The organism is Acidobacteriota bacterium, assembly GCA_016208495.1.
Lineage (GTDB): Bacteria > Acidobacteriota > Blastocatellia > Chloracidobacteriales > Chloracidobacteriaceae > JACQXX01.
On sequence record JACQXX010000039.1, the window covers coordinates 1 to 23,526 of the forward strand.

Annotated in this window: 17 protein-coding genes; 6 read left to right on the top strand and 11 right to left on the bottom strand. The window is 49.0% G+C overall.

All coding sequences use genetic code 11. The annotated features are described in order from the left end of the window. Positions 1 to 670: hypothetical protein (locus tag HY774_06650; protein MBI4748150.1), on the top strand; the 670-nt coding region annotated here is incomplete at its 5' end. A gap of 110 nt (positions 671 to 780) precedes the next feature. After that, positions 781 to 1,725 (top strand): PD40 domain-containing protein, encoded by a 945-nt coding sequence (locus HY774_06655; protein ID MBI4748151.1) that lies wholly within the window; start codon positions 781 to 783, stop codon positions 1,723 to 1,725. Positions 1,726 to 1,824: 99 nt separating this feature from the next. Here HY774_06655 and HY774_06660 read toward each other — a convergent pair whose 3' ends face one another. Next, complete coding sequence (locus HY774_06660) at positions 1,825 to 1,992, bottom strand: hypothetical protein (GenBank protein ID MBI4748152.1); 168 nt, start codon at positions 1,990 to 1,992, stop codon at positions 1,825 to 1,827. On the opposite strand from HY774_06660, the gene HY774_06665 reads away from it, so the two are divergent. Further along, positions 1,978 to 3,207, top strand: a complete 1,230-nt coding sequence (locus HY774_06665; protein ID MBI4748153.1) for a hypothetical protein — start codon at positions 1,978 to 1,980, stop codon at positions 3,205 to 3,207. The two genes, HY774_06660 and HY774_06665, sit on opposite strands and share 15 nt — an antisense overlap. A 662-nt stretch (positions 3,208 to 3,869) precedes the next feature. After that, positions 3,870 to 4,340 carry a helix-turn-helix transcriptional regulator gene (locus HY774_06670; GenBank protein ID MBI4748154.1) on the top strand — a complete coding sequence of 157 codons (471 nt, stop codon included), beginning with the start codon at positions 3,870 to 3,872 and terminating at the stop codon, positions 4,338 to 4,340. A gap of 228 nt (positions 4,341 to 4,568) precedes the next feature. Here HY774_06670 and HY774_06675 read toward each other — a convergent pair whose 3' ends face one another. Both HY774_06675 and HY774_06680 read right to left on the bottom strand, forming a co-directional pair. Then, positions 4,569 to 5,861, bottom strand: coding sequence for a hypothetical protein (locus HY774_06675; protein MBI4748155.1), 1,293 nt, complete (start codon positions 5,859 to 5,861; stop codon positions 4,569 to 4,571). A gap of 243 nt (positions 5,862 to 6,104) precedes the next feature. Next, positions 6,105 to 6,959, bottom strand: a complete 855-nt coding sequence (locus HY774_06680; GenBank protein MBI4748156.1) for a hypothetical protein — start codon at positions 6,957 to 6,959, stop codon at positions 6,105 to 6,107. A gap of 71 nt (positions 6,960 to 7,030) precedes the next feature. On the opposite strand from HY774_06680, the gene HY774_06685 reads away from it, so the two are divergent. Beyond that, positions 7,031 to 9,493 carry a M1 family metallopeptidase gene (locus HY774_06685; protein ID MBI4748157.1) on the top strand — a complete coding sequence of 821 codons (2,463 nt, stop codon included), beginning with the start codon at positions 7,031 to 7,033 and terminating at the stop codon, positions 9,491 to 9,493. A gap of 51 nt (positions 9,494 to 9,544) precedes the next feature. Here the strand turns inward: HY774_06685 and glmS are convergent, their stop codons facing one another. From glmS to HY774_06705, 4 genes are all read right to left on the bottom strand, one after another. Further along, positions 9,545 to 11,422, bottom strand: coding sequence for a glutamine--fructose-6-phosphate transaminase (isomerizing) (gene glmS, locus HY774_06690; protein MBI4748158.1), 1,878 nt, complete (start codon positions 11,420 to 11,422; stop codon positions 9,545 to 9,547). 215 nt (positions 11,423 to 11,637) lie between these two features. Next, positions 11,638 to 12,810 carry a DegT/DnrJ/EryC1/StrS family aminotransferase gene (locus tag HY774_06695; protein ID MBI4748159.1) on the bottom strand — a complete coding sequence of 391 codons (1,173 nt, stop codon included), beginning with the start codon at positions 12,808 to 12,810 and terminating at the stop codon, positions 11,638 to 11,640. 90 nt (positions 12,811 to 12,900) lie between these two features. Further along, a complete protein-coding gene (locus tag HY774_06700; protein MBI4748160.1) occupies positions 12,901 to 13,611 on the bottom strand; it encodes a hypothetical protein in 711 nt (236 codons plus the stop codon). A 40-nt stretch (positions 13,612 to 13,651) separates the two neighbouring features. Beyond that, on the bottom strand, positions 13,652 to 14,287 hold the full coding sequence (locus tag HY774_06705) for a sugar transferase (GenBank protein ID MBI4748161.1): 636 nt from the start codon (positions 14,285 to 14,287) through the stop codon (positions 13,652 to 13,654). Between the two features lie 412 nt (positions 14,288 to 14,699). Here HY774_06705 and HY774_06710 point away from each other — a divergent pair, with 412 nt between their 5' ends. Further along, a complete protein-coding gene (locus tag HY774_06710) occupies positions 14,700 to 16,379 on the top strand; it encodes a redoxin domain-containing protein (GenBank protein MBI4748162.1) in 1,680 nt (559 codons plus the stop codon). Positions 16,380 to 16,747: 368 nt separating this feature from the next. On the opposite strand, the gene HY774_06715 is transcribed toward HY774_06710, so the two are convergent. The 4 genes from HY774_06715 to HY774_06730 all read right to left on the bottom strand — a co-directional run bounded on the left by HY774_06715 (position 16,748) and on the right by HY774_06730 (position 23,409). After that, complete coding sequence (locus HY774_06715) at positions 16,748 to 17,974, bottom strand: glycosyltransferase family 4 protein (GenBank protein MBI4748163.1); 1,227 nt, start codon at positions 17,972 to 17,974, stop codon at positions 16,748 to 16,750. Positions 17,975 to 18,156: 182 nt separating this feature from the next. Next, positions 18,157 to 19,422 (bottom strand): glycosyltransferase family 4 protein, encoded by a 1,266-nt coding sequence (locus HY774_06720; GenBank protein MBI4748164.1) that lies wholly within the window; start codon positions 19,420 to 19,422, stop codon positions 18,157 to 18,159. After that, entirely contained in the window at positions 19,419 to 20,951 is a 1,533-nt protein-coding gene (gene wzy / locus HY774_06725; GenBank protein ID MBI4748165.1) for an O-antigen polysaccharide polymerase Wzy, read from the bottom strand. Before wzy ends, HY774_06720 begins: the two co-directional genes overlap by 4 nt. After that, positions 20,944 to 23,409 carry a glycosyltransferase gene (locus HY774_06730; protein ID MBI4748166.1) on the bottom strand — a complete coding sequence of 822 codons (2,466 nt, stop codon included), beginning with the start codon at positions 23,407 to 23,409 and terminating at the stop codon, positions 20,944 to 20,946. Before HY774_06730 ends, wzy begins: the two co-directional genes overlap by 8 nt. Between the last annotated feature and the right edge of the window lie 117 nt (positions 23,410 to 23,526).

Sequence of the window (23,526 nt, forward strand, 5' to 3'; positions counted from 1 at the left end):
CAGCGGAAATGTCGTTTCACGGTACGACTACGACCCGTGGGGACGGCAGACGGTGGTCACCGGGACAACGGTCTTTGACATCGGGTACGCGGGATACTGGAATCTGCACTCAACGGGCAGCATTCTGAACCTCAAACTCAACCTGACCTGGTATCGAGCGTACAGTCCAGAGCTGGGGCGGTGGCTGAGCCGGGATCCGATTGGGGAAATGGGGTGGATGGTATCAACCCAAAACTTGATGGGAACTTTTGCTGACCTCCCAAATTCTCCTGAATCCTTCATCAGTGCTACTTCTGAACTAGGGGGGAATGCTGGGCGCGTAACAGATGAAACAAATTTGTATACCTACGTTCTGAATAATCCAGTCAACTTAATTGACCCCCTTGGGTTAAAAGCTGGATATGGGAACTGGTGTGGTTCTGGTCCAAAACCTGGTCAAAAACCTGACCCGAAAGATGATCTCGATAAATGCTGCATGAAACATGACGAGTGCTACGATAAAAGCACTCCTCCAGCGAGTGGCTTGTGTGGGGTATTAGCACCTCGGACTGAACAATGTGACTTGACCTTGTGTCGATGTGCAAAAATAGCCAAATGCAAAGGGTTCAAATGTAAAGTTGCACGATTTTTCATACGTGTAATTTTTTGTACAGCAGGCAAAATCAAGTAAAAAGATAAACGCCTTTTGAAATGGGTGTTTCGCAGTGTCGTCACGGATTACTCGTGACGGCGCTGCCTGACACACGAAAAAAATTGTTTTTGATTTCAGGAGATAGAGCTATGTTTTCCAAAGCAACCAGTATGCTTACTTTCTTTGTTATCATGTTTGGAGTGACCACTTTTTCATTAGATACCTCAGCACAAACATTTTCCATATCGCCAAATGGCTCAGAAATTGTTTTTAGCTCGGAAAAGAGCGGGCATGCGGAATTTTATATGATGAATAGTGACGGGACTCAAGTTAGACAACTTACCTTCACCAAAGATGATAAGAGAGACCCTGCTTTTTCTCCTGACGGGAAGTTTATTGTTTATGTATCGGTGCCCCACGGGGCAAAAGATGGGCAGATTTACGTTATGGATTATGAGGGGAAAAATCACAGACGCATCACAAATAACACTTTTTATGACACCTCCCCTTCATTTTCTCCAGATGGATCGAAAATCGTCTTTATTCGTGCTCACCGATATCGCCCCTATAGCATGGGTGGACACATTTGGGATGATTGGGATTTGTATTCGATGAATGTAGATGGGACTGAAGAGCGACGATTAACTCAGGGAAAATACTATCAACTGAAACCCCCTCATTATTCACCGGATAATAGGCAAATTATTTTTGCGGCAAAACCACGATTGATTGATGTTGAGGGACAAATTTTCGTTATGAACCTCGATGGCAGTACGGATCCGAAGCAATTGACGACAGATTTAAAAACCATTCACAGTGATCCAGTGTTTTCCCCCGATGGTAAGAAAATAGCTTTTGTTTCCAATCGAGTAAGTCAAATCGGGATTTATGATTACGAAGTATGGATTATGGATTCCGATGGATCAAATGCAGTTCAAATCACCCAAAACCATTCCAGCAATCAAAACCCTGTCTTTACACCTGATGGTAAAAGAATTCTCTTTTTGTCGGATAAAAAACGAAATGATAAAAAAGAACTGTGGCAAATTGATATACATGGAAAGAATTTGAAGCGTATTACGAAGTCACTCTAATGTCATTTAGGACTCAAAATTCACGGAAGCACAAGTCTTTCATTCAATTTCCTTAGTCACTGATCGAAAAAATGATTTCAAACCGTCTCATCATCAAGATTAGCCTGATGCTTCAAAGCCCGATTGCCGCCGCACTCCAACTCCCTTCATCTTGGTTTCAGCGCCGGTCGGGAAGTTCGTAGAGTGCTTCCCAGATTCGATAAAGGCATTGCGAAACATCGTCAGGTACACTTTTGACGGGTCGGTCGCCGATTGAGCGGTCTTCACGGAGTCGGTTTCGACCTGGAACGTCGAACTGCCTTTTTCCTTCGTCTGGAATGTGACCTGGCAGCCAATCGGAACCAGGAAATCATCGGTGCGACGACGACCAATTTCACCTTCAACAATGTCAATGAATTGCAGACCCGCAAGGTCGGCAGCGCCCCGCAAACCAGTTATGGATATGATGCCAACGGGTGTCTGATCAATGACGGAACACGCACTTTCGGGTGGGACGGTGCTCAACGACTGGTTGAAATTGAGGAGGGGACAAACCGAGTCGAGTTCGTGTATGATGGGATTGGCCGCCGAATCAAAAAAATCAGCAAACAAGGCAGCACGGTGGTCAGGGAACAGCGCTATATCTGGTGTGGGCCTGAAATCTGCTGGGAACGGACAACCATCCCCGGAGTAAACCCAATCACCAAGCGATTCTTTGCACAGGGGGTGAAAACCAACAGCACGGTAAACTACTACACGCGGGACCATCTGGGGAGCGTGCGGGAAGTGACGGATAGCAGCGGAAATGTCGTTTCACGGTACGACTACGACCCGTGGGGACGACAGACGGTGGTCACGGGGACAACGGTCTTTGACATCGGCTATGCGGGGTACTGGAACCTGCATTCGGCGGGCAGCATTCTGAACCTCAAACTCAACCTGACCTGGTATCGGACCTACAGCCCGGAGCTGGGACGGTGGTTGAGCCGAGATCCGATTGGGGAAGAAGGGGGAATCAATCTCTATGGTTATGTAGAAAATAGAGTCATCGATTCAATTGATCCTGAAGGGTTACAAGGAAAAGGCTCAGGTCCCTTTTTACCGAATGGTCGAAAACCTCCTGGTTGGGATCCTTCTTGGCCAACGGGTGTTGATGAGCGAGACCACTATGTTCAAGACCCAACTACAGGGAGAAAATACTACCCTCATTTTGATGATGATGGACATTGGGATCACTATGACTATTACGATGAAAATGGTAAACCTCGGAGATATCCGGAAAAGAGCCTAAAACCTTGGCGAGGACAAAAAAGACCACCAAAGGGAAACCAATCTCCTACTGACCCTTGGGAGTCACTTCCAGAACCAATGCCTTGTCATGGGGCTCCATCTACATTGCCACCATTACCACCGTTTCTAAGTCCCAAACCTGGGCCAAATAGACCCTGGGCACCAGTTTGGGGAATGCCTAAACCTGGAAGAAAATACCACAGTTGGAATTGAGTAATTCAAAGTTAGGGTTCTTTTGAATCTTTTCTGTCATTACCCAATGATTCGCTAGTGAACTGTAGCAAAAGTTTTTGAATGAAATAAGATCATTTGACAACGTTTTACCGCGCCCAATGGAGCAGGGCACTCAAGATGATAGCAAATTGTTCAAAAGCTGTAACTATTCAGACCCCTATGAATCTTGTATGTGTTGTGAACAAAAGGTTTAGATTTTTTGGCTAGTGAGTGTAACATGGAAACCAAGCATTTTAAGTCTTTTCGACGCAGTCACAATACCGCATCTTGTATATGCTGTTGAAGAAAACTACCACGGATGGGGTCTGAATAGTTACCAAAAACTTACGCTACAGTCCACTAGGTTCTATTGACATTCTTGAGTCTAAGTAATTGAAAAGAAAATAGCTTAACTGAATTTCTATCAATTGTGTAAGGTTTTTCTTCCCAATCATTTACAAGCAATGTCAACAGAGCTTAATCAAGAATAAAGAGTTATTGCCCTCATAAACCAATAATGCAAATTAAAGGTTGAGAGCAAGCGTTCAAAATCATCTAAAGGTAAGGAATAATTTGACCAACTGGAATTTGCATTTCTGATAAACTCTTTATTTGTAGCAATTTTTTTCAACTCTTAACCAACACAATAATGTGAGGATAGTATGTCACACTTGAGCTACGGGCATCGAATACAACAGTTAAGAGAGAAAAAAGGACTCTCTATAGAACAAATGGCAATAACCCTCGATATATCCTTTGAGTGGTATCGAGATATTGAAGCCTATGATGATGAAGTCGTAGAAACTTTATCAATCCATCAATTCATCAAATTATGTGGTGTTTTGCAGGTTGATCCAGTCGAACTATTTTCACATCCAATATCCTTGACCTCTTTTATTGATACAATAAAAGAGCATCTTGAATACCACAAAATCACTGTATCTGATTTTGAAGAACAAGTAGGATGGGAAATCGCTGAAATCTTAGAAAATCCTAGCCTATTGCTTAAGTTAAATTTAACCGCTCTGATGGACCTATGTAGATATACTAATACTAATTGGGTGGCTGTACTTAGTGGGGTAAGTCTAAGCTCTGAAACACCGAAACCAAACCAAAAGAATAATAATCCATAGGAGTAGCCAGGTAGATAGCGGGCAAGCAGATCAGTATAATGCTCCTCGAAAATCAGATAGGAGAATATACTGAGTAGAAGAAGCGGAAACGATGAGCTACGCACGCTGGGGAGGATGACGAGCGTAACGAATACATGTATCGGAGTGCGGTGGCTTGACGCCGCTTTCAAATCGGCAGGCTGAACACTGAAAAGCGGCGTCAAGTGGGCCGCACTCCAAAACCCGACTTCAATTCTGAGTGGAATAGGGTGTTTTCAGGTACTTTTTGGCCTGCTCCTGGCTGTCAAACACGTTGCGGCGGAGCGACACCAGCCGATACTGAGCCAGGGCTTTTTGGCGGTCGTTGGCCAGATCGTATAACTGTCCAGACTTGAGATGTGACAGCGTGATCAAGTCTCCATTGGCTTTGGGCGTGTGAATCACCCGCTGGTATCGCTTGAGTGCTTCAGCCTGATTGCCCTGGACCAGCAGGGATTCAGCAAATTGAAAATTAATCACATCGCGAATTCCAATGGCGGTCTGGTTCTCCAACAGTGCGGAAAAAACCTGATTGCTGGACTCGGCTTTTCCAGCTTTGGCCAGCGTCGTTGCCTGTTCGAGTTGAATCAAATAGTTGCGAGGGTATTTTTCAGCCAGGATGGCCAGTTCGCGGAGCGCGTCATCCATTCGGTTTTCACGTTTATAGAGCGCAATCAACATGGTTCGGGATTCATCTTTGACAAAGCGGGAATGGTCACGGGCTTCTTCCAGCAATTCAAACCCTTTTTTCTTTGAGCCTTTGACACCACCCATCAGCGCCAGCAATTTGACAGGTGCCGGAAGCGACCCGACCACATAGTTATAGACTCCCAGCGTGAGCCTGGCATCAATGTATGTCGGGTCGGCTTCGAGCGTTTTTTCATGGTAATCAACTGATTTTGAACCATTTCGCAGTGCCGCCAGAAATGACCGCATCACGGTTGCCTCGTAGGCAGCCAGCAGACCATGAGCCGATCCAAGGTAATAGAGCGCCACGGCATCCTTTTTGTTTTTTTTCAGCCGGCCCTCAGATTTGGTCATCGCCAGCTTTAACGTTTCGCGAAATGCCCTGTCAAATTCGGGATCGGCTTTCTCCTCCGACTCGGCGTAAAAGGACTTTGTGGCATACAGGTCTGTTTGCAACCGGCGCGAAGTGTAGAGTTTCCGTAGCCACATACAATTGGCCAGGCTCACATATCCGGATGGATGGTCTGGCTCCAGTTGAATCATGTGCCGAAACTTCTTTTCCGCTTCGGTATAGTCCAGGCTAAAGAGAGCGTCAAATCCATCAAGCCGAAGCTGGTCAAACGCGGGCATCACCGACGGAGAGGCTTCACCTTCCGCTCCTCTCCCAGCCGGCGATGATTCAGATCCTGACGACTGTTGCGCCTGTGTTGAGTGTGAAAAACTCAGAATCAGGCACCCGGAAAAAATGAACCAGCCAGCCAGGGATAAGATCTTTCTGAAATTGAGCTGCAAACGAGGGTTTGGAAAATGGTTCATTGGCTCACCTGCTTTCGTTTTGGCCTTAACTGTGGTTGATTGAGCCCAAATCAAAGGACATAAAGGACATAAAGGACAATCTGGGAGTTCATTTCGTCACCGCGAAGATTCGATTTGGGAAAAGTTGAGGCAATGACGAAAACCTGGTTCCTGGCGCTTGATTCTTAGCTGGTATTGATTGCCAGTCACCAAGCACCAAGTCCTAACCACTAACCACTAACCACTTTTTTCATTCTCAATTCTTCATTCCGTCAGAAAGGTATTTGGTTCAACCAGGGTGTATTCCCCGGAATCAATCACAAACTGACGCAACAGATGGGAATGGCCGGCTCCATAAATAACCAAAATTCGATCATTTGGCGAGTCGGTGATCCGCTGCAGATTGGCCATGATGCGCAGGTTTCGGGCATACCATTCACTGACCAGAGTTGCTCCAGGATACTCACTTCCCTTTCCTACCCGGAGCAGTTGCATATAGAGCGAGTGCCCGCGTTTGATATCTTCCGGGTCGTTCAGGTACTTGAAAATGCCGCTGACGGTCCGGGTTTTGATTACCTCATTGATTTTTCCGACTTCAGCTTGAATCACTGCCATTCCCTGGTTGATAAAGGCTTCCTGACCGTTTTTCTGGGCATAGTTCTGCATTTCTTCCCAGGGGAATTTCCCTTCGGCATCAATTGGATAGACGGTTTTGTGCCCACAGACTTTGGCCAGTCGAAACCCAACCTGGTACAACTCATTGTTTTTCAAAGCAAATTCGCCCGTCAGGTATTTCTGATAGAGTTTGTCCATCGTGTCAGTGCCAAAGGGCTGTTCAAGGGCGATTTTGGTGGGTTTAAAGGCAGCCAGTTGTCTGGCAAAGGCTTCAAGTTCCTTTTGCCGTTTCGGGGTTGAAACATCGTCGGCCTGGGCATTGGCAATGTCCAGATTGGGGTTTCCCATATGGTACGTGCCCAACACCATCACCGCTGGTTTCGGTGTTGCGGGTTTTGTTTTTTGGTTGGTGGCTGGTTCGGCAAGCAATGGAAAGGCTGACAGACAAGAAATAACTGTCAGCACACACATTTTCAAAAAAGCGCCATGAAAAATTGGTCGCATACGATTCCTTTCACGTGAAGCTGGGTGTTGAGAAGATTTCTGTTATTGGACGGTGCGTTTTCAGACCGGTTATGGCAATCTATCTATCTTTTACCACAGATAACCGTCTGCTCAAATCGCGCGCACATAACGATAATGGGAGGAACAAGGTTTTGCGAAAGGTACGTGTGTTTGTACTGGCTGCTCTCTTTCTGTGTGTCTCAGGACCAGGCTGGGCACAATCCAAATCAAATCCGGTTGATAAATTCCGCCAGCTCGAAGAAATTCTGCCAACCCCCAATGAATACCGAACGGCTTCGGGGGCACCCGGCCACCGGTACTGGCAGCAACGGGCGGATTACACGATCAAGGTCGAATTGGACGACACCAATCAGCGCCTCAGCGGGACGGAGACCATCACCTACACCAATAACTCACCTGATCCGTTGAACTATCTCTGGTTGCAACTCGATCAAAACATTTTTGCCAAAGGGTCGGACGCGGGCCTGACCCGCTCACCCAAAATAGACGAACGCGAGCCATTCAACACGCTTGAACGGCTGCTCACGGCTCAGAACTTCGATGGAAAATGCAACATTACGTCCGTCAAAGATATTCGCGGCACAAACCTGCCGTTTACGGTCGTGAAAACCATGATGCGGGTTGACTTAAAGACGCCGCTCAAATCGGGTGATTCATTCACATTTTCAGTGGATTGGAATCACAACATCAATAACCAGAGGCTGTTAGGCGGACGCGGCGGATACGAGTTCTTTCCGAAAGATGGAAATTATCTCTATGAAATCGCCCAGTGGTTCCCGCGCATGGCTGCCTATAACGATGTTTCCGGCTGGCAGCACAAGCAATATCTCGGAGCGGGCGAATTTACGCTGGAATTTGGAAACTACAAAGTCAGCATCACCGTGCCCGATGACCACGTCGTGGCGGCAACGGGTGTGCTCCAAAACCCGCTGGACGTCCTGACCAAAGCCCAACGCGACCGGTGGGAACAGGCCAAAACTGCGAAATCCCCGGTGTTTATCGTCACACCTGACGAAGCCAAAGCCAACGAATCCAACAAACCCAAAGGCAAGAAGACCTGGGTGTTTGCGGCGGAAAACGTGCGTGATTTTGCCTTTGCCTCTTCGCGAAAATTTGTCTGGGATGCCCAGCAACATACGGTCGAAGGCAATAAAGTGATGGCGATGTCTTTTTATCCGAAAGAAGGCATGCCGCTGTGGGATAAATATTCGACCCAGGCGATTATCCACACGCTCAATGTGTATTCGCGATATTCGTTTGGCTATCCGTATCCAACCGCGATTTCGGTCAATGGTCCAGTGGGCGGGATGGAATATCCGATGATTTGCTTTAATGGCCCACGTCCCGAAGAAGACGGCACCTATTCCAAGATGACCAAATATGGGCTGATTTCAGTCGTCATCCACGAAGTCGGGCACAACTTCTTTCCAATGATTGTCAATTCCGACGAACGCCAGTGGACCTGGATGGACGAAGGACTCAACACCTTCCTGCAGTATCTGTCCCAGCAGGAATGGGAAGACAATTATCCAGTTGGCCGTGGCGAACCCTTTACGATCATTGATTATATGACCAGTTCGGAACAGGTTCCGATTATGACCAATTCGGAATCGCTGCTCCAGTTTGGCAACAATGCCTACGCCAAACCCGCCACGGCGCTCAACATCCTGCGGGAAACAGTGCTTGGGCGCGAACTCTTTGACTTTGCGTTTCGCGAATATTCACGTCGTTGGAAATTTAAGCGACCAATGCCGGCTGATTTCTTCCGCACGATGGAAGATGCCTCAGGTGTTGACCTTGACTGGTTCTGGCGTGGATGGTTTTACACCACGGATCACACCGATATTTCCATTGAAAATGTCAAATGGATGACCGTCAACACCCAGAATCCAGACGTCGAAAAACCACTCCGTAAACAGGAACGCGAAAGCCAGCCTGAAACCCTCTCCAAAACGCGCAACAAGGCGTTACCCAAACGGGTTGATCAAATTCCATCGCTCAAAGACTTTTACAATGAATATGATGACCTGAAAATCACCGACCGGGACCGCAAAGAATACGCCGAGCTGGTCAAAATGCTTTCGGACCGCGAAAAGGAACTGCTCAACTCCGGGTATAATTTCTATCAGGTCGAATTTAAGAATATTGGCGGGTTGGTAATGCCAGTGATTCTCCAGATTGACTATATGGATGGGACCAGCGAAGAACTCCGCCTCCCAGCCGAAATCTGGCGCTATAACAACACAACGACCTACAAATTGATTCTGACGAAGAAGGAAATCAAATCGCTGACGCTTGATCCACACCTGGAAACAGCCGATGCCGATTTGACCAACAACTATTTCCCTCCGCGACCAGTGAAATCACGCTTTGAATTGTTTAAGGAAAAGCGTGAACGGCCCAACCCGATGCGGATTGAAATGCTGGAACGCAAACAGGGGAACGGGACCGATGATCCCAAGAAACCTGCCGAGCCAGCCAAAACTCCCGAGGCACCGCCGAAGGGGAAGTAATTGTGGTGAGGGTTTGGGGCTTGGGGCTCAGGGTTCAGGGTTTGAAAAAGACTAAAAGGACATAAAGGACAAAAAGGACATAAATTCGAAAACCCCGAACCCCGAACCCCGAACCCCGAACCCCGAACCCCGAACCCCGAACCCCGAACCCCGAACCCCGAACCCCGAACCCCGAACCCCGAACCCCGAACCGTCACAGGCCGCCGGAATTTCAATCACATAATCAGCCAGCTCTGCGGCGTGTGAATCACCTTCGGTGACTATGGCAATGAGAATTCCTTCGCGTGCTTTCACTTCCTGCATATTTGACAGGGTTTTTTCATACCGCAATTCAGATGCACGGGAACCTGGTTCATAGGGGGTGATAAACACCACCGGCAACCGGTCGTCAATCAAGGCATTGGGGCCGTGTTTCATTTCTCCTGCCGGGTAGCCTTCGGCGTGGATGTAGCTAATTTCCTTGAGCTTCAAAGCGCCTTCCAGGGCAATTGGAAAAAAGATTCCACGTCCCAGATACAAAAAATCCTGGCTTCGGAAAATGACTTTGCCCAATTCATCAATCTGGGTGTCCAGGTTAAGGACCGATTCCATTTTCATCGGCAACTGGAGTAATTGTTCAATATGGAATCGGAGGGCATCCTGGTCGAGCGTGCCGCGTTCCTGGGCCAAATAGAGTGCCAGTAAATACAGAGCGGTCACTTGCGAAGTAAATGCCTTGGTGGAGGCAACTGAGATTTCAGGTCCTGCCTGAGTCAAAATCGTGGCGTCAGCTTCGCGGGTTGCCATTGACCCAAGGACGTTACACACGGCAATCACGCGACTGTTTTTGGATTTGGCCTCGCGGAGCGCAGCCACCGTATCAGCCGTTTCACCGGACTGGGTCACGACAATCGTCAAAGTTGTCTGGTCAAGCAACGGATCCCGATAGCGAAACTCGCTGGCGTAATCAACTTCGACTGGAACACGAGCGAGTTCTTCGATGAAATACTTACCCACCATCGCCGCGTGCCAGCTCGTGCCACAGGCCGCGATTTTGATACTGGAAAAGTTCCGCCACTCACTGGGGCGAAAATCAATGTTATCAAGATAAACATGGCCTTCTTCAACTGATACCCGCCCGAGTAATGTGTCGCGGATGGACCGTGGCTGCTCATAAATTTCCTTGAGCATGAAATGACGGAACCCGCCTTTTTCAACCATGTGAGCGTCCCACATAATCCGGTGGATATTGGGGGACTGCGGGATGCCTTCAAAATCGGTCACCAGAACGCCAGAGCGGGTCAAAACCGCCATTTCCTGGTCCGCCAGAAAAAACATATCGCGGGTATGTTCCAAAATCGCGGGTATGTCGGACGCGATGAAATATTCGTTGTTTCCCAAACCAATGACAATCGGTGGGCCAAGCCGGGCGGTTACAATTTTGTCAGGCTCGTCAGCCGACATCACCGCAATGGCATAAATGCCTTGAAATTCAGCCACCGCCTGGCGCACGGCTTCTTCCAGGGATTCGGATTGATCACGGAGTTTCCCGATCAAGTGGGCAATCACTTCAGTGTCAGTCTGTGTTACAAACACGTGCCCATCACTGAGGAGTTGTTGTTTTAATTGGGCATGATTTTCAATCACGCCATTGTGAACCACCACAATTCGACCGCTCGCATCGCGGTGTGGATGGGCATTTTGTTCCGATGGTCGGCCATGGGTTGCCCATCGGGTATGTCCCACGCCATAGGTGCCATCAATGGGTTGTAATTTCAGGTTGGTTTCGAGGTTTCTGAGTTTTCCCGGAGCACGTCGGACAAACAGGTTTCCGTGATCAACCACGGCAATTCCTGCTGAATCATATCCACGATATTCAAGTTTTCTGAGGCCATCCATTAACACTGGAACGACATGCTTTTCACCAACATATCCCACGATTCCACACATACTGATTCTCCCCTTGGTCTTCCATTCAATAAAGCGGATTTTCTTTTCTGGTGAAAGAGGTTGTTTGGAGACTGGCACCTTATCACTTTTTTCTTTCCAGGCAACAGAATTCCATAAAAGATCTGTTTTTCCAGTGAGATACAAGAAAAAGAATGTTTAACTTCAATACTTATTTTCAGTGAAAGCACCCATTCAAATTTGTTCGCTTCCGCCTGTCAAAAATAAACGACTTCGAGCGTGTTGTTTCCAACCGGCTGCTGCATCTGCTTATGTGCCGCACGTTTGATAATTTCAATGACTCGCTGCTGGTCTTCAAACGTCAAATTGGGCGAACTAGGCAGACAAATCCCGCGACGAAACAGGCGTTCGGCGACGTCACCGCCAAAGCGTTCGGCCCGGGCATAGAGTGGTTGGAGGTGCATCGGCTTCCAGATTGGGCGAGACTCAATATCTTCACGCGCCAGCACGTCAATGACTTCATCCCGACTACATCCAAACTGGTCTTCGTCAATCAAAAAACAACTGAGCCAGTTGGTATGAAACCCATATTCAGCCTGAGGCATGAATTCAATTCCGGGTAAATCCTGAAAGGCGCGCTGGTATCGAAAAGCCACCTGGCGTCGCCGGTCAATTAATTCATCAACAATCTCTAACTGTCCGCGACCAATACCGGCCAAAATGTTGCTCATTCGAAAATTGTAGCCCATCTCGGAATGTTCATACGCAATCCCCGCATCACGGGCTTGAGTTGACCAAAACCGGGCTTTGTCAACCAGGGCAGGATCTTTGGCGGTGAGCATTCCCCCGCCGCTGGTGGTCATAATTTTGTTTCCATTAAAGGAAAATGCCGCAACATCTCCGAAGGTTCCGGCAGGTTTTCCCCGGTAGAGCGTTCCAACTGCCTCAGCCGCATCCTCTAAAACGGGAACGTCATATTTATGACACATCTCCACAATTGGATCCATATCGGCTGACTGCCCAAACAGATGGACCACAATGACGGCTTTGGGCAGGCGGTTGATTTTAGCTCGTTCACCAAGGGCCTCTGAGAGTATCTGTGGATCTAAATTCCAGCTTCGGGTTTCACTGTCCAAAAAAACTGGTTTGGCACCGAGGTACAGCACGGGATTGGCTGTGGCCACAAAGGTCAAAGTGGGACAAAAAACCTCGTCCCCGGGCCCAACACCAAGCAGCCGTAAACCTAATTGAAGCGCAGCGGTTCCGCTGGAGAGTGCAACGCACGATTGCCCGATCCGGTCGGAGAAATCAGCTTCAAAGGCGGTGATATTTGGGCCGACGGTTGAGATCCAGTTTGTGTCAAAAGCTTCCTGAATGTATTGGAGTTCACGACCACCCATGGTTGGAACGGAAAGATAAATGCGGGACATACGACTCATCCTTTTTCAACGTGCTCCGGCAAGCTGAAGCACAGAGGTTTGATTTCAACGGAATCAGCGGAAACAAAGTGAAATCAACTATTAAGGACTGAGTGAAGCGGATGGGAGTGGTCGAAGATGCGGAAGTGGTGGCTGAGGTTTTGAGAGAGGATAGGCGGGGACGCCAACGACGGTGATCCCTTCAGGTACGGATTTCGTCACGACGGCTCCTGCTCCAATCGTGGCGCCCGCCTCTATTCTGAGATACTGCAATACCTGTGCCCCAACTCCGACAAGAACGCCATCACCAATCAAAACACCGCCGGAAATGTTGACAGAAGGGTTTAAAAGGCAGCCTTTTCCAATTTTTGATTCGTGTCCAATCGTGCATCCATTGCTGATCATTGAAAAATCACCGATCTGTAAATTGACTGTTCCCAGCACATTAGCAAACCAGAGAACCCCACGCCCCAACTGGCAGGTATCTTCGTCATAGCGTCCGGTTGGATGGACCAATGTCGGCCACTCCAGATTTGGGTATCGAGCAGCCAGTTCCTGTCCAATTCGCAGTCGAACTGACGGAGTTCCGATGCCAAGTGCCAAGGCTGCGACACTTGAGGCATTTTTTTCGAGCCAGGAGAAATCACCCAGCACCTGATCCCGGCTGTCACGGTCGCCCAGGCGCGCGAGATCACTCACCAGATACCCGGCAAACTCATATATCGGGTGGATGCGGTTGATTTCTTTAATTAACCAGGTGACCTCGCGGGCACACCCACCCGCGCCAATAATTGCAATTCGTTTGCGTTCCATTGCAGATTCCTTTCTGGCAAAGGCCATCGCGGCTTAAAAATTACTGAAGTACATCCACCTGAGAACTTCCGCGAAAAACCGTGGCAGTTGCATTTCCTGGCTGGCTGATTCCTTCACGTCTGACAACTTTGACCAGCGTCAGAAAAATGATTCGCAGGTCGAGCCAGATGGACCAGTGTTTGACATACCAGACATCGAGATCAAATTTGGCTTCCCAGGAAAGCAGGTTGCGGCCATTGATTTGAGCCCAACCGGTAATTCCTGGCTGGACAAGATGCCGCTGGTTTTGTTCTGCGGTATAGAGTGGAAGGTACTCCATCAACAATGGTCGCGGGCCAACCAGACTCATGTCCCCTTTGAAGACATTGATCAACTCGGGTAATTCATCAAGACTGGTGCTGCGCAGCCACTGTCCGAATTTCGTCAGTCGGAGTTCATCTGGCAATAATTCGCCATTTTGGTTACAAACACTGGTCATGGTTCGAAATTTCATCAGTTCAAATGGTTTGCCACTCAGACCCGGTCGGTGCTGGCGAAAAAGAACCGGCCCGCCGAGTTTATATCGAATGAGGCAGGCCAGGCCGAGTAGAAGTGGAGATAACACCACCAACGCTGTACCCGCCAGTACGACATCAAACCCTCGTTTTGTGGTTTGTTTGATCAATTCCTGGTTCATATAACCTCAAAAGTAAAACTGGGGCAGAATGGATGTTTTTCAAAGGGTTGTGGCAGTCTTGTTTGGGAAATTTGTTATTACAATAATTCTATTTTCTGAGCCTCATCAGGCTGTGGCTTTACATCTAAAATTATTTCTTTAAACGGGTTAGGGGAAATATCCATTTATTGAAAACTTCTTTCTTCAGCGTACTTAGTTCCAATCAAACCTCACATTTGCATTCAATCACTTGTCAACTGTAAACCATCTAGTGCATCCTTCGTGCCACAACCAGGCATTTTGATGTTTCAGCATTGAATTATTTTTGCTGGAACGACTTCTGATGGCTGGCGTGGTATTCCCAATCAACACCCTTTACCCGCTCATACTTAGCCATTTCCACTGTACTGACAGGTAACACAAGGAGGATCTTGTGAAAAAATTCGTATTTTTTCTTCTCGCGCTTGGACTGATTTTCGGTTCAACCCAACTGGCATCAGCCCAAAAAACAACGGAACTCAAAGGAACCGTCGTGAGTGCCAGCCAGAAACCATTGACCAAAGCCCATGTTCGCTTATTTTCCCTGGTTGATTTGAAAAAACCCCTGGCTGAAGTCCAGGTTTCCAGCGATGGCAGTTTCAAGTTGCCAGCGCCTGGCACTGGCTGGTTCACTGTCGAATGCACCGGCGTTGATCATAAACGCCTTCTGTTCACGCTGCTGGTTGATCAACCTCAGCCAATTACGGTTTCGGTGAAGCTTAAAACCAATCAGTATGTTGACGACTACTCCAAACTCAAGGTGATTACCGATTTGGACAATTTCTCACCCAAGGGTGCCAAATCACTCGAAAAGCAAGCCGATGGGACCTATGCCGTCGAATTTGAAACAACAAAAGACAAAGTTGCTTACCAGATTGCTGGATTGGAAACCCAGGGGGGGACCATCAACGGCACCAACTCTGACGAATTTGAATATGACGGAGATGGTGATTACCGGTCAGTGGTCAAAGCCCAAAATGGAAAAGTCCATATTGTCTTTGATCCAACCAAACTAAACCGCCTGGCGGAACCAGCCTCAGTTGTGTTTGCAGATAAATCGTCCTCGGCTGGCAAAATTGGCGAGTTGTATGCCGGATCCAAACGGCGGGAGGAAGCATTTCAGACAGCCTTCCAGGCTAAAATCAAAACCAAACCTGACATCAAAGAGATGCAAGCCTTTTTCAAAGCCTATGATGAATCTGACGTCCTACCGGGTCTGGTACAGAGTATCGAATCTGAAAAAAATGCATCGGTTCGTCAATATGCCATGATCACGTACTTGATTGTAAAATCAGAGAAAAAAGATAAGGCCATTGCCCAAAAAGCCCTGGAAGAAATTCCGGTAAGTTCTGATCTATGGGCCAGCAATCCATTTCTGATGATGACTGCGATTGACCTGGCTGGCTGGAAAGACCGCAAAGAACAATACATCCAGGCAATTGTGGAAAAGGGTGCCAGTTCTAACTTTAAGGCCACGGCTCTGTTTTCGGGCCTCTCTGAGGCGGATGAAACCGAAAATGAACCGCTGATTCGTCACTATTATGACCGACTTATGAAAGATTTTGGCGATACCCAAATGGCTCAAATGGCCAAAATGCGGTTCAACCCGGATCGAAAAGTCAAAGCCGGTCAACTGTTACCAGCATTTCAGGTCAAAGACATCGAAAATCAGCAGGTGTCTTACTCAAACAATTCCATCAAAGGCAAAATTTACCTGATTGATTTTTGGGCTGTCTGGTGCGGCCCCTGTGTTGGAGAAATGGAAAACCTGCACAAAGCCTATGACAAATTCAAAGGGAATAACTTTGAAATCCTGAGCCTTTCCTTTGATCAGAAACCAGAGGACGTCAAAAAATTCCGTGAAGAAAAATGGAAAATGCCCTGGAAACACGCTTTTATCGAGGGCAACTTCCAAAGCGAGTTAGCCAAATTGTTTGAAGTCAACGGGATCCCAAAACCAATCCTGGTTGATGAAAATGGCAAAATCATTGCAATTGAAGGCAAACTCCGGGGTGAAACACTTGAACAGACGTTAGGCAAAGTCTTTGCTGACCGACAGAATGCTCCGAAGTAGGGCTGAAGACTCGCAAGCTCGGGGCTGAAGAAGTCGGGCTCAAGGTATGGAACCTGTTTTCTCCAGCCCACAGTCTTCAGCCCCACGCCCTGAGCCCGAGTATTTAGAGCTACGCTTCATTAAATCCCATTGACATCCTTCCCGCAATAAATTGTGGGGATTCCCTTGTGTGACAACTCAATGCCGTTACTGACACAAAGGAACGGGGCCACCACTGAAGGATTCCCCAGGTTCACGCTTCATTGGGATCTCCATAGTTCCCTCCACGTGCCACTTCACGGCAAGCCCTGCCGCTGTCGAACCAAACTCTTTCCACATCGTGTCTTTGGATTGCAAAGAGGCAACGCACATGGAAACACCTGGTAATATTACTGTGATTTTAGGAAGCTGGCAATACGAAAATTCGGACGGCATTCATCCTCGGAATGAATTCCGAGGTTTTCTGCCAGTAATCTATAAATATCAGCAATTTGCGGCGCCGTGTTGTCAATGCTCAACAGCTCTCGGGCCAGGTCCTGGCCCTGGAGCGCCCTTCGTCTGGCTTTATCTGGATTTTCCAAAACGTCGAGAATCGCACAGGCCAGCCAGGGCGGGTTTTTTGGGGGCACCAACCATCCGGTTTTTCCAGGAATAACCAGATCCGGAAAGCCTCCCACATCGGTGGCAATCGTGGGAACACCCAACATCAACGATTCAGCGGCCCCGCCGACGTTTTCCGAATGTGACGGATGAACTGCCACGTCAAAATCTGGATAGAGTTCGGCAACATCAGATCGGTTTCCAAGAAAAATGGCTTTATTCCCCAGTTTCTTCCGCCCATACGCCTGCACTTTGGCGGCGTAGGCATCAGCCCCAGCCCAGGCCCCGCCGACAAACACTCCGACCAGATCTGGGTTGCTTTCAAGACAGAGTGCCAGGGCATCAATCAAATCTTCATGCCCTTTGAGCCCGCGTGTTTGACCGACATACCATTTCGGCCCATAACAATAAGCCACCATGCCCACAATTTTGGTAGTTTCAGATAAACCCAATTCCTGCCGGAGTTTCCCGGTTTTTTGGGGCACAGTGTGATCAATATCGGTTCCGTAATAAGACAAAAATAACCGGTTTGGATCAATTCCCGATTGTTGATAGCGTTGGCACGTCCACGTACAGGAACCAATCCACACATCAGATGGACCGGCTGTCAGAATTTCGGCAGTTCGGAAAAACGGATGTTCTAAATGGAGCGGCCCTGGAACCTGAAAAATCCGAATTGGAGTTGAGGTTTTTCCCAAGGCCAGCCGCATCGTGAGCGTTGTCCCGACAAAATGGCTATGGATGATATCAGGGTTGATCTGGTCAACCAGGCGGCGAAACTCCCTGGCCATGGCTGGGAACCGATGTGGTTTTCGGATTGGGAAATCAGTTTGCAGATCGTGGACAGTGACCCCAGCCAGCCGATATTTTTCAACCATTGGTCCGCCATAGGAAAAATTCGGATCATCAAAGGGGAGTGCAACATGAACATCCATTCCGAGCCTGACAAGTTCCCGCATTTGACATAAGGCCCAGGCAGCACCAACCGAGGTTTTTACCAATTGTAGCACTCTCATAAACTCCTCCTTTTATAGTTGATAAGTCAGTAGTCAGTAGTCAGTAGACAAAACCCGGATCGTTGAATCCGTGGAATTCTTGAAAAGAAGTGTTCCTAAATAACCCAAATGGAACCAAATACACTTGACAAAAACTCACAAATCCCAACACCTGACTACTGACTACTGACTACTGACTGATATTATTGCAATTCAAAGACTTGATTTGGTCTCAGGCTGCTCTCTTTCAGAAAAACATGAGTGCTTACCCAGGCTTCGGTTGTTTCACGAACGGCTTTGTAATAATCCAACCGGGCCTGATGGAGTTTGGCTTCTTCATAGTCGTGGGCCTGGTCCAGGTTGCGGAGCGCCCCCCTCAACATCAAGTCTGGCTGATCCAAAAATTCACCAATGCGATGAGCGAGTGCCAGAGCATCACCTGCCGGGACTAAACAATTCTCAGGTAACAATTCCGGGATTCCGCCCACGTTTGATCCAATACAAGGCAATCCGCGGGCCATAGCTTCGATGAGGGCTCGCGGTAAACCTTCAGTTCGTGATGGAAGGACAAAGACATCAGACTGATCGAGTTCCCTGGCAACGGCGGCAAAACCAGCTACATGGCCGTGAAATTCGACCCGGTCGGCGATTCCACGTTTTTGAGCCAGAGCTTCAAGGCTGGAACGGTATTTCCCATCACCGCAAATCACCAACCGGAGGTTGTATCCGGCCTGAAGACACAGTGCGCAAGCATCAATCAAGACATCTGGAGCTTTGTACATTTGTTCAAGGCTGGCCAATGTAATGAGCCTGTATTCGCGATCCATTTCGAGCATTCGCTGTGAGTAACGGCCAATGATGGTTTCTTTGGTTACAAAACGGTCGGGCGTGAGTTCAATACTCGAATAAAATGATCGAACAGACTGCTCACTGGCTGGATATCTTTGTTGCAAATAGGCTTTTGTCACATAGCTGACTGCCTTTGCATTTCGGCACTGGCGCTGTTGTTCACGAGTAAACCACCACCGGAAAAAGGGCCGCAACGGATGGCGAATGGCTTTGGGGGAAAAGGCATCATAGGGGTCGCCCACCACTTCGACTCCAAACGGGTGGCCGGCCTGAGTCAAAACCGGCTCGACACAGGACGCCAGTTGAGAACCAATTCGCAAAATCACGGCATCGTCAGCATTGATCGCCTCACGAGCAGCCCGGATGACCTGTGGCGACTGCATCAAAAACTGGAGCGGTCCGTGATAGTCCGGAATTGGTGCAAAACTGACATTCTTGCCATCGGCGCGCTTCCAATCTGCGGGAACTGACGCGACCGGCCTGACACGAGCAATCACCTGCACGGTGTCAAAAGCTTCGAGGTAGCGTTCCCAAAAAGGATAGGAAAATGAACCGGGCGTCCACACCGAGCCATCGGTAAGTTGTTGGAATCGGAATTCAAGGGTTACGCTAACTCTCATGACAACCTCTTTGTTTCGTTTGGATTAGACGGTTTGGATTCTTTTGATTGTGCCGGGATGACAACCTGTTCGACTTCGGCCTTTCGTTGAACCGTCCAGGCACAAATCCAATACACCACCCACACCGTGACCAAACCAGCAATCAATTGGAAGGGCACGGCCACAAAGCTGTTGCGAATTTGAATCAACACAGGAAGAAATGTAACGCCTAACAGGGCCCGATTTAACGGTGAGTCTGAAAATCCGGAGATCCACCCAATCAGCCAGCCGGTCACCATCATCGCGATAACAACCCCCAGCGGACCAAAATTGTAATAGGCTTCGGCAACTGGGGAAAAACCAATGGGACCAACTCGTTTCATGACCTGTACATTGAGAAGCCGGTCATCATCTTCGGCATTGACCCGACCCCATCCTGGAACGACCCACACCAGGGCCCGGTCAAAGGGTGCCCAATAACTGGCACCATTCAAAAATTCGTCTCCATTTTCAGTCCAGGTAACAACGGCTGAAACTGGCCGGAGCGAGCTTCCAAGTTCCACCAGGGCTTCGGTGGGGCTGGCGGTGAGTACAGTCTGATTGACCTGCTCGACGCCAACTTCGCGGATCACACGAAGTGCCGAAATACCGCACAACAGGCACAACCCCAATACAGCGACTTTCCACACCGATTTTTGAGAACTTGATCGCCGTGCGAGAACCCAATAGGTCACACCTGGAAAAAGAACTTCTCCACGAAGTCCCAACGGCAGGGCAATCAATGCCCAGGCAGCAAAAGCCCCAAGCCCAACCCATTTCAAATGCTTATTCGTCGTGGAAGCCAGCCACACCAGTCCAAACCCAATTCCGAAATAGAGCCAGGACAGATTGGTTTCGCTGGTGGCCAATAGAAATGATTCATAGGAACCAGTAAAAATGCTGCTTCCCCCAGCGGCCCAAACGCTGCCAAACCAGGCCACCAGACAGGTCATTAGAATGGCCACGCCAAGCAACCCCGCAAATCGGTCGGTTGACTCCAGTAAAGGAAATGCCTGCCGTTGCTGCCTACCAAATTTCATCTGACCAAGGAACGCCCCCAGCGTCGCGCCCAGCAACCCAAGCAGGGATAGATAGGCGCCCAGTTGGGTATCTGAAGTAAAAAACCATTGCTGCAACGTGTGATTTTGGGCATCCGAAAATGGAATCCCAAGCCCAAAAATGACCAGCGCCCCAAAATGAAACACGGAAAAGACAACCAGAAACACAAATGAGGCCGAAGAAACGCCGCCCTTGATCAGCCTGGCCGTGCATAGCAGACACACCCCAACACAGAGTGAAATACAAAATGAAAAATCATCGAAGCTAAGGTTCAGCCAGGTATCCTGAATGGCAAGCGCCACTCCGATCCCGAAACCCATCAGCGCCAGCGCCAGCAACGTGACTGGCATCTTTTCAGGCTGGGTGGCTGGGACAGCCGGCGCGTCAACCGTCAGCGGGAGAACTGAAAAAGACTGATATGAGTTCTGAAAAACTGGGGTTGGGTTAAGCATGGGTGATTCCTCCGCGCCAGATGGTATAAAGTTCTTGAAGACAGGCTGAAATGCTGAAATGGCTTTGCTCAAATTTCGTCATGCTTGCGACTCGACTTCTGGTGGATTGGGATTGGTAAAACAGGTCCATCACCCGGTCAGCCCACTGTGCGTCCGACTCATCAAGCGATACTTCCCACACCAGACCAATTTCAGAAGCAATTTCTTTTACTCCTGGCAAATTACTGGCCACAACTGGCGTTCCAGCCACACAGGCTTCAAGCACTGCTCCCGGTAGCCCTTCCCATCGTGAAGGAAATATCATCAGGTCGGCGGCTTTGAGCAGTCGCGGCACATCGGTTCTCACTCCGGCAAAAACAAGCCGGTCCGCAATGCCCAGCGTTTCAGCTAACTGGTTTACTTGCAACTGGATATCCGGTGTTGTCCTGCCGACAAGCACCAGTCTGGCGGCAGGAAGACGATGCAGGACCTGGTGAAAAATTGTCATCAGTCGAACATGGTTTTTGGCCGGATCCATCCGCCCAACGTGGATAAAAAAAGGAGACTCCGGGTCGAGTCCGAATTCCCGACATACCCCCTGTCGGTCTGACGGCCCCTGAAACCGGGAGGTATCAAGCCCGTTATAGACCACCTCACACCGGTTGTCGGATTGCCATTGTTTCCAGGAAGCATCCATCGCCCCCTGACAAACAGCCAGAATGTTGGTTGCAAAACAGTCAATCAACCAGCTCATGACAGCGGTCTGAATCCGGCGGGAAAGAGTCGGAATCCGCCCATCTGAAACGCTTCGAAAGTGGGCAATTCGGATCGGGACTCTGGCCAGACGGGCAATGAATAAAACTGCACCCGAAAAATAATGGACGTGCGAATGAACGACCTGACACTGAACCGCTTTCATCAAGCGATAGAACTGAAGCGGAAATTGAGCGCTCAACCTGATTGGATGAACCACCCCGCCCAGGCTGGAAATTTCTTCATCCAGATCGCCAGGTAATCCTGACAGCGTGGCAAAGTGAAACTCAAATTCCGACGGGTTGAGGGATTTGAGCAGCTCAACTGTCCGCATTTCGGCACCACCCCGATTCATCTGCCCAAAGACATGGAGAATCCGAATGGGCGTCACTTTTTCCGAAATAACCGGGTCTGGGCTCTGAGAGTGTTCTTCGCATCGTCGGACGGCAACCCAAAGGGTGGCACACTTCAGTCCCGCATGCACCATTGCCGCCAGGATACTGCTCCAAATGGCGCCAATCAGTCCAAATTGGGGAATCAGAACTGTGCATCCGCCAACGAGGCAAAGCGTTTCAATCCCATTGCACGGCACCTGAATCCGAAAAAAACGAGCGGCGGTGACTCCATACCCGGCAACCGAACTGAAATAGGTCACCAGTCCATATACCATCACCCAGATCAGAAGATGAGCCTGGGCAGCATATTGGGGAGTAAATAATAAGGACACCACAGGCGGTCCAAAAAGAAAGGCACCAAGGACACCGCCGATTCCAATGACCAAAGCACAGCCAGCCAGCAATGTCAGCAATCGGACAAAGTCCCGTTTTCGGCCAGCGGCATAGAATTTTGCCAGTCTGGGGCTGGCAGCCTGACCCAGGGCATTGATCAGAGTGGTTCCCACCAGAACCAGAGAAAACAAAGCGGCGAGGATTCCAAGGTGTTGCAATCCAAGATGGCGTTCAACCCAATACCTGGGCAAATTGACATTCAGGGTATTGAGCAGCATGACTGCGCCAAGCGGAAGCGCCAGCCAAATGAGGGAAGTGAGCGGATTCCGGGTTTCCGAAGGGCTGAGGGCTGAGGGAGAAATAAAATCCCCGTGTCTGCGTGTCTGCGTGTCTCCTTGTCCGGGTTTTGGGTTCCGGGTTTTCAGTTGCGAGGATCGTAAATTGATCATCGGCACATCAAACCCAATCAGAATCAGGCACCAGACACACGCCATGGCCGCCACGGTCACGACCAGACTGTGGCTCAGAAAAAAGACAATCCACGCAATCAGAACCGTTGAAACTCCACGCAACATCATCGAGATCGAAATGTGATGCATGGCTTCATCCAATTGCCATTTTCCATACACAATATCGCTGAACGATTCGAAGAACTTTGCCCCGGCAATACCCAGGATTACCAGTTGAACTTCGGCGGAATACGGCGTGATCAAAACCACTATCGCAATCCCCATCAATGCCAGGAGTGAAGTCACCAGTCTCACTGTCACATAGTCGGAAAAGGCAAACCGGTGACTGGCATCGGTGGACTGCACGGCTCGCAAATTCAAATTCGCAAATGAAAAAATGGGGGTTGTCACGGCCAGTCCCAGTGCGTAGATACCGACCAGTTCCGGATTGCCCAGTTTGGTAATGATCACCAACACCAGCCACTGTGACAGGGCAAAAATACTATTTCCAACCAGTGTCCACTGGAAGTTGCGACGAATTGATGGCATAGGCCCTCACATCTCTGGGGGTGTTGTTGAGAAAGTAAGACGATTGCGGGTTCAGGGTTCAGGGTTCAGGGTTCAGGGTTCAGGGTTCAGGGTTCAGGGTTCAGGGTTCTTTTCGTC